We start from the raw sequence: 7,931 nt of genomic DNA on the forward strand, positions 1-7,931 counted from the left end.
CAAACAGTAAGGGCTGCTTTTTTTATTCTTCATTTACATGATAAGCCTGGTACACTTCTCTTTTCTGCATCTTCCGATCTACCGCTGTCTGTTTAATAGCTTCCTTCGACTTTAGCCCCTTTTCATTTACATAAAAGTCAACATGATCAATGATTGATAAATGAGTCCACCAGAAGGCATCACTTGTCACTGACTCACTTGTCCCTTCCACAACAACGCAAAACTCTCCTCTGATTTCTTCTTCGTTTACCCACTCAAGCAACTCTTCAAGCGTACCCCGTACATACTCCTCATATTTTTTCGTCAGTTCCCGAACAAGAGCCGCACGACGGTTTCCCAGCTCCTGTTGGACATGGTGAAGCATCTCTTTCAATCGATGAGGTGATTCATAAAAAATGAGCGTGGCTTCCTCATTCTTTAAAACTTCCAGAACAGTCAGTCTGTCTTTTTTCTTGCGTGGCAAAAAGCCACAAAAATGAAATTCATCTGTTGGAAGTCCTGAACCAACTAGAGCAGGAAGGGCTGCATTTGCACCGGGAAGCACAACGACCGGCAATTCTTCACCTGCTGCCATCTGCACAAGATCTTCCCCTGGGTCTGAAATACCCGGCATCCCTGCATCACTCACTAAGGCTAAATCTTCCCCTGCCTGCAGCCTCTGGATCAATTGTGGACCTCTTGTTTGTTTGTTATGTTCATGATAACTAACCAATGGAGTTGTTATCTCAAAATAATGGAGCAGTTTTTTTGTATTGCGTGTATCCTCCGCTGCGATCGCGGCGGCCCCATTTAACACAGACACCGCCCGATAAGTCATATCCTCTAAATTTCCTATCGGTGTAGGTACGATAAAGAGAGTGCCTTTTCCTTCATGATTTGAGAAGCTCTTTTGAATATTCACGTCTCAGCCCTCCTTCCTTTTCTTCAATCCAGGACTCTTTTTTCCAGCGAGGCCACTGCTTAATTTGGTACTCCTGACGCATGGCTTCTGTCTTTGATTCATACACCTGGCAGTATTCAAGAATAAACGGACCTCGACCTCTCGTATATTTCGCACCTTTGCCGCTCGCATGTTTTTGCAGGCGGGTTTGTAAATCATTCGTGTACCCGGTATATAACGATTGATCACTGCAGCGGATGATATACACATAATGATTATTTGCCATGATATAGAATCTCCCTAAACTCTTCACTATACTCTCCGTTATCCTTGTGGGTAAACAGAGGAGGCAGGATTTTTAAGTCAGGCTTTCCATCGCGGGCACCTTCAATTAAAAGAACATTGGCTTCTTTTCCGCGTTTAGGATGAACCATTTGAATACGTTTTGGCTCGAGCTGATACTTTCGGAATAAAGTAATAATATCTGCTAGCCGCCCGGGACGATGGACCATAGATACTTTACCTCCTGATTTAGTCAGACGGCTGCATGCCTTTACGACATCTTCGAGCGAGCAATAGATTTCATGACGGGCAATCGCTAAATGCTTGTTGATGTTTCTTTTATCATCTGCCGGCGTTGGGAAATAAGGGGGATTACAGGTGACGAGATCATACTTCCCGTTGCCCAAAGTTTTTACCATGTCCTTAAGGTCCCCGTGAATCATATCGAGCTGCTCTTCTAACTGATTGAGATGAACATTACGTACAGCCATATCATAAAGACGCTCTTGAAGCTCAACTCCGGTAATAGGTACCTGAGACCTTCTAGACAAGAAGAGGGGGACGACTCCATTCCCGGTGCAAAGGTCAAGGATTCTCCCGCGGGTGCGCGGCACAGAGGTGAATCGAGCCAAAAGTACGGCATCAATGGAAAACGCAAATACTTCATCGCTTTGAATAATTCTCATGTTCTCTTCTGCTAATAAAAAGTCGATCCGCTCATCGCCTTTCAACTTCACCATAAATCTGCACTTCCTTTAATTTTAACGGTCTTCTATTTTGTTACTTAACGTAATCAGGCAGGATTTTTGAGCCTGATTTTTGTTACGTTCGTGTGGAGAAGGGGCGTATTGAGAACAACTCTCGGAACCTTCCCGGACATTGCTTTGCGGGTCTCCCCATTCCCCAACTCTCTTTATGTATTAAGCTTCACGATTATTTAAGTTCAATTCTATTTGAGCAACATAAAAAAATCGCTCAAATCTCCATTGTAGAAACTTCCCAAATGCTCTCTCTATGAACATGTAAAGAAGGCTTTAATTAATTAAATAACTTTACCTTTTTATAAAAAGAGAGCCTTTCCTCAAGTGTATAAAGGAAAGGCCTGGACCCGTTGAATTTATTTCTTGTTTAAAAAGGAGAGGCAAAACAAACAATCTTCATCACGTGGACTGCCAAAATGCAAGTTACATATATGAAAGCCTTCTTCGTATAAGCGAGCTAAATTGTCGTAACCTTCTCCGACAACTGCTCCCTTTTCACTTTTCGATTTAGAATCTTCCTTCCCTGCATTTTCATTTTCATGGTCTAAACGTTGACGCAGATGATGATTCTCAAGCGACAAGTGCTGGTTTTCTTCTAATAAATAAGCAAGCTGCTTCTTTAAATCACCTAGTTGTTCATAAAGCTCGCCAATCTGCGTTTCTAAATGAGATACTTGTTCAAATATAGCTTTCTTGTTCACGCTTGATTCCACCCCGTCATTCTGTGGCTTCGGTTTGAACGATACCTTCATCGATCAGCTCCTGTAAGGAATACTCCAGCGTACGCTCCTGTTCACGAAATTCAACTTGAACAAGACGCTCCAGCATATTCAGACCTACCACCTTACCTTTACCATAAGAAGTAGCGATTGCTTCGCCAATATCAGGAAGATCTTTTTTAGCGGATTCATATTCATCGTTCTCATATTTCAGGCAACACATAAGTCTTCCGCATAACCCGGAAATTTTAGCTGGATTTAATGATAAATTTTGATCTTTTGCCATTTTTATGGATACAGGTTCAAAATCTCCTAAGAAGGTCGAACAGCAAAGCATACGACCGCAGGGACCAATGCCGCCAAGCATTTTAGCTTCATCCCGTACCCCGATCTGCCGTAATTCAATTCGCGTTTTGAACACAGATGCTAAATCTTTAACGAGGGTTCTGAAATCCACACGTCCGTCTGCCGTAAAGTAAAAAATAACTTTCTTGCGATCAAACGTATATTCTACATCAACTAAGTTCATGTCCAATTTATGTTCACGAATTTTACTTCCACAAACTCGATAGGCTTCTTCAGAAATTTCTTTATTTTCGTCGACAGACAGTTTGTCTTTCTCATCCGCTTTACGCATTACTTTTTTCAACGGTAAAACGACATCTTCTTCTCCGACCTGTCGATTAGCAATAACTACTTTCCCAAATTCAATCCCGCGAACAGTTTCTACGATAACATAATCGTCGGTGGTTAAGTTCCTTTCGCCCGGATCAAAATAATAAATTTTTCCCGCCTGTTTGAATCGGACACCTACAACTTCGATCACTATATAATCACCTCTGCAGTTGAAGTGTAAGCTGCTCCATCACGAGTGTCGGATGGACGTTCTGATTTATTTTTCGTTTCGCCTCCAGAATTAAAGATAAAGATTGAGCAGCAGATTGACGTGACCAGTATAACGAGGCTTGTTCCCTTTTTTCTCTCTCTTGCTGAAAAACGATGGATTGTTCCCGGTCCAAATTATAATGAATCAAATCATGGAACCAAAGCATCAGGACATCTAAGCCAATCTGTAATTGCTTTCTTTCTTTAAAGTGGGGCATCCACTGATGGTTGATAAATAAAAGTCCTTCATTTGGTTTATTAAGAAGCACTTCAACTAATTGTATCACTATTTTTCTTACATTAGCAAACCACTCATCGTTATTTAACTCCTGCGCCTCTGCTAAATTATTTGTCAAAGAAGCTAGTATTTTAGCGTTTGACTGCGCTACACCTTCCTGTTCAAGCTGCTCTTCCACTCTTTGGGGGTTTAATGGTTGAAAAGCAAGCAGCTGACACCTCGACCGAATTGTATTTAACATGGTCTGGCTGTTTTCTGTTAAAAGAATCGCAGTCGTCTGCTGACTCGGCTCCTCTAGAAATTTAAGCAGACGATTTGAAGCGTTTGTCGTCATTTTATCAGCATCGACAATAATATAAACTTTTCGATTAGACTCTAGGCCGGTATAGGTAAATTCCTTTTGCAGGTTAAGAATTTGTTCTTTCTTTATTGATTGTCCATCAGGAGCAACCCAATGAAGGTCAGGATGATTTCCTGAGTCAATTCTTCTGCATTCAAGACACTGCTGACAAGGTTCAACACCGTCTCTGTTCTTGCAGAAAATACTTTTCGCAAACAGGGTGCTCATTTCACGCTTGCCCGTCCCGCGATCCCCTTGAAACAGGTACGCATGTGAAATGCGGTCCTTTTTAAAACTATTGGTAAGCATTTGGGCTACTAAAGGCTGTATTTCTTTTATTTCCTTCCATGTGGGCATAAGCTTTCCGTCCTTAAGTGTATAAGTTGATTAACAAACCTTTAATTTCTCCAATTATTCCGAGCAGATCGATCGACCTTTTTTCTTGATCCATTACAGCTTCTGTTAATTCGGTCAACTGCTCATCAAGGGATTCAACGATTGTTAACTTTCTTCCACGTCCATTGAGATCAAAGCTGTGACTCTGCTTGACGTTATAGCCGTACTGTACCGCTTCCTCAAGAAAATCTTTAATAAGACGTTTATACTTGGCCAAATCACGAAACGAACGGAAACGAGCCACCTTTTCCCCCTGGGTTGTGATGCTGTCCATCAACTGATGCAGCTGATTTTCCTGGAGCTGCTTCGTCTGCGACTGTACCATGGCATCAAAGTTTTTTTGTCCTCTGCTATTTAATTGGGACTGCTGCCTGGTTCCTTCAACCTGGGTACGCACATCCTGGGTGATTTTCATAAGCTGACTCCTTTATTAAAACTGAAAGAATGAATCAATAGGCAGTACGAACACTGTAGCTCCGCCCACTTCAACTTTAACGGGCTTTGGAATATAAGAATCCGCATTACCGCCCATAGGGGAAATCGGAGCCACCATCTGATCACGCTGGCTGCAGTTTTTCCGAATAATCCCCAGCGCATCATCGACCTCATCATCATTACAACCGATCATAAACGTCGTATTACCCTCTCTTAGAAAACCGCCGGTAGTTGATAATTTGGTTGTTTTTAAATTATTTTCAGCCAGGGCATCTGTCAGCCGGTTGCTATCTTTATCTTGAACAATTGCAATGATCATCTTCATGAGGAAAAAACCTCCTGTAGGATTTTTTTACTATTATACCAAATTCAATCATTTGGTATAAATGACTGTATAATAGTCATAGCGGCTTCTCTCACGTCTTCAATAGGTTGATCCGCGTTGATCGATCTCATACGCTCCGGATGCTGTTGAAGCAAATGCAAGTATGCTTCATAAACCTTTTCATGAAAATCGAGGGCCTCTAAATCCAGCCGGTTTTTTTCTCTTTCTTCATTGCCTGCAATACGCTGAAGCCCTTTGGAAGGTTCTATATTAAAGAACAACGTTACTTCCGGCATACAATCCTCAATCGCAAATTTATTTATTTTGTATACTTCATCCATTCCTAATCCTCGGGCATGACCCTGATAGGCCAGGCTCGAATCGACGAACCGATCGCATAATACGATTTTGCCTTCCTGCAGAGCAGGGATCACCTTTTCCACAAGATGCTGCCTTCTCGCCGCTGCATATAACAACGCTTCGGTACGACCATCCATTGTTGTATGGGTTTTATCTAAAATAACCTGGCGTATCCGCTCAGCGATATCAATGCCGCCTGGTTCTCTCGTTTCAAGAACAGAGTACCCTCGGCTTCTCAGCTCTTCGCCAATCAGTTTTAACATAGAAGATTTGCCGGCACCATCGCCGCCTTCGAATGTAACAAAAAGTCCCTTCACAAAAACATTCTCCTTTAAAACACCCAAGTCCCCTGTTTAATTGCCGTGTTGTGAAAGCTTGCACCCTGTTTATTCAAGGCTTGCACGCTTCTAACTTGTTCTTCAGTCATCCGCTCCCCTTTTACGATTAAAGGAATACCCGGAGGATAAGGGATGACGGATTCAGCACAAATTCTTCCAACAGCATGTGACCAGTTCACAAATTCAGGGGTTTCCTGCTGCATCTCTTGATAACTTACAGCCAAAGACTGGACCTTTGGATAGTTCAATATTTCTATCTTTATTGTACCATGCTCCCCGCAACTTTTTAATCGCCAATTCACTCGTCTCAGCCGTTTCTTTAAGGTCTCTATCTCCAGGTTTGGCTTAAGTCCTGCCACCAATAAAACTTGAGATGAAGTAGCAAGCTCTGGATAAATTCCTGCTGATTCCAACTGTTCAGCAATTTGGAAACCAGTATAACCTTCTTTTGCTTTTAGTGTAATTTTTAAAGGGTCGTCCATTTCATCTACAGCGAGGACTTCATATAGATAATCCGTTTCTTTAAAAGCCTCTCTAACTGCCGTTATATAGGAAAGCAGAGACTCTTTATCGCTTTCTGTGAACGTACTTAAAAATAATCTCGCTAAATCCAGACTGGCCATCAAAGGATAAGAAGGACTGCTGGATTGAAGCATCTGCAGATAGTAAGCAAGGCGTGAAGTGTCGATCCTCGACCCTTTCCTATGGAGATATGACGCCATCGTCATCGCAGGGGCAGTTTTATGAGCAGACTGAATGACAAGGTCAGCATCCGCATTAAGCGAGGAGACGGGGAAAGGACTTCCTAAGGAAAAATGTACCCCATGAGCCTCGTCCACAATGACGGGAAGATCATGATGATGGATGGCCTGAACTACCTCTTTTATAGGATAAGCCCTTCCAAAGTAATCAGGATAAGTTAAAATAACAGCAACCGTGTTTGGATAGTGTTCCAACGCCTCATCAATCAATTCCTTGTGTATCAGAGAATAACGGTGGGTGCGAGTTTCATACTCTGGTGTAAAAAATACCGGTTTAGCTCCTGCGAGTTCCAAACCATGAAGCACAGACTTATGACAATTTCGCTGCACAAGCACCTCATCACCAGGACGGCATACGGCTAAAATTGCTGCTATGTTTCCGGAAGTCGACCCGTTTACTAGAAAATAGGTATCCTCAGCCCCAAAAAAACGTGAAGCCAGGTATTGAGCTTCTTTTATCACTTCCTCCGCTGCATGTAAATCGTCCAGCCCCTCTACCTCCGTAGCATCTATGGAAAGAATGTGCTGGAAGATCTCTTTCCCTTCTGCTGGAAAAATATCACCAAACTTATGTCCAGGCACATGAAAAGAAATAGGTTCTTCCTTTTGATGTTGAATTAATCGATCGTATAACGGGGCTTTACGCTCTTCCATACCATCACCTTCTCCAATCGTTATCTATGTTAAATGCTACACGAAAACAGCAAAAAAAGACCACCCCTGTTTTAATAGGAATGGTATCATATCAATCTATGAATGAATCATCGCGCGATGAGCTTTATTCATTTGCTCAACGTAGAATTTATACTTCGGATCGTCTACCGATGTTTGAATCATTTCTTTTTCACAAGAGGAACAAATATAAATGCGGAATAAATAAATCCCATCGGCTGCCTGCTTCGAACAGATACTACAGCATTCTTTATTTTCCATTTCTCTGCCTCCTTATGCTGTCTTTAATAAGACAAGCTGACTTTATCCATAGTATCTCCAAATCTATGAATTCTATACGAGGTTTTAAAAGTTTTCTAGAAAGCAGGAAAGAAAAATAATATAAAAAAACCTTAGAAGAAACTAATCTTCCAAGGTTTAATATTAACGTGGCAGCGTCCTACTCTCACGGGGGTAAACCCGACTACCATCGGCGCTGAAGAGCTTAACTGCTGTGTTCGGCATGGGAACAGGTGTGACCTCTTCGCTGTCGCCACCAC

At 42.1% G+C, this 7,931-nt stretch carries 11 protein-coding genes and 1 rRNA gene; all 12 read right to left on the bottom strand.

Going from position 1 to position 7,931, the window contains the following annotated elements:
• Positions 1 to 22: 22 nt before the first annotated feature.
• Positions 23 to 901 (bottom strand): 16S rRNA (cytidine(1402)-2'-O)-methyltransferase, encoded by an 879-nt coding sequence (gene rsmI / locus C1A12_RS20730; RefSeq protein ID WP_101847168.1) that lies wholly within the window; start codon positions 899 to 901, stop codon positions 23 to 25.
• A complete protein-coding gene (locus tag C1A12_RS20735) occupies positions 870 to 1,166 on the bottom strand; it encodes a GIY-YIG nuclease family protein (protein ID WP_101847169.1) in 297 nt (98 codons plus the stop codon). The genes rsmI and C1A12_RS20735 overlap by 32 nt, the downstream gene beginning before the upstream one ends.
• Positions 1,156 to 1,902 carry a tRNA1(Val) (adenine(37)-N6)-methyltransferase gene (locus C1A12_RS20740; protein WP_101847171.1) on the bottom strand — a complete coding sequence of 249 codons (747 nt, stop codon included), beginning with the start codon at positions 1,900 to 1,902 and terminating at the stop codon, positions 1,156 to 1,158. The genes C1A12_RS20735 and C1A12_RS20740 overlap by 11 nt, the downstream gene beginning before the upstream one ends.
• Before the next feature lie 377 nt (positions 1,903 to 2,279).
• Complete coding sequence (yabA, locus tag C1A12_RS20745) at positions 2,280 to 2,624, bottom strand: DNA replication initiation control protein YabA (RefSeq protein WP_101847187.1); 345 nt, start codon at positions 2,622 to 2,624, stop codon at positions 2,280 to 2,282.
• A gap of 16 nt (positions 2,625 to 2,640) precedes the next feature.
• A complete protein-coding gene (locus C1A12_RS20750; RefSeq protein ID WP_101847173.1) occupies positions 2,641 to 3,468 on the bottom strand; it encodes a stage 0 sporulation family protein in 828 nt (275 codons plus the stop codon).
• A 7-nt stretch (positions 3,469 to 3,475) separates the two neighbouring features.
• A complete protein-coding gene (holB, locus tag C1A12_RS20755) occupies positions 3,476 to 4,462 on the bottom strand; it encodes a DNA polymerase III subunit delta' (RefSeq protein WP_101847175.1) in 987 nt (328 codons plus the stop codon).
• Positions 4,463 to 4,475: 13 nt separating this feature from the next.
• Entirely contained in the window at positions 4,476 to 4,916 is a 441-nt protein-coding gene (locus C1A12_RS20760) for a YaaR family protein (RefSeq protein ID WP_101847176.1), read from the bottom strand.
• A gap of 15 nt (positions 4,917 to 4,931) precedes the next feature.
• Positions 4,932 to 5,261 carry a cyclic-di-AMP receptor gene (locus C1A12_RS20765; protein ID WP_101847178.1) on the bottom strand — a complete coding sequence of 110 codons (330 nt, stop codon included), beginning with the start codon at positions 5,259 to 5,261 and terminating at the stop codon, positions 4,932 to 4,934.
• A gap of 44 nt (positions 5,262 to 5,305) precedes the next feature.
• Positions 5,306 to 5,938 carry a dTMP kinase gene (tmk, locus tag C1A12_RS20770; RefSeq protein ID WP_101847180.1) on the bottom strand — a complete coding sequence of 211 codons (633 nt, stop codon included), beginning with the start codon at positions 5,936 to 5,938 and terminating at the stop codon, positions 5,306 to 5,308.
• A gap of 14 nt (positions 5,939 to 5,952) precedes the next feature.
• Complete coding sequence (locus C1A12_RS20775) at positions 5,953 to 7,374, bottom strand: aminotransferase class I/II-fold pyridoxal phosphate-dependent enzyme (protein WP_101847182.1); 1,422 nt, start codon at positions 7,372 to 7,374, stop codon at positions 5,953 to 5,955.
• A 96-nt stretch (positions 7,375 to 7,470) separates the two neighbouring features.
• On the bottom strand, positions 7,471 to 7,653 hold the full coding sequence (locus tag C1A12_RS20780) for a sigma factor G inhibitor Gin (protein WP_101847183.1): 183 nt from the start codon (positions 7,651 to 7,653) through the stop codon (positions 7,471 to 7,473).
• 165 nt (positions 7,654 to 7,818) lie between these two features.
• A 5S ribosomal RNA gene (gene rrf, locus C1A12_RS20785) occupies positions 7,819 to 7,931 on the bottom strand; the annotation flags it as partial.

This window comes from Halobacillus sp. Marseille-P3879 (assembly GCF_900240285.1).
Classification (GTDB): domain Bacteria; phylum Bacillota; class Bacilli; order Bacillales; family Halobacillaceae; genus Halobacillus_A.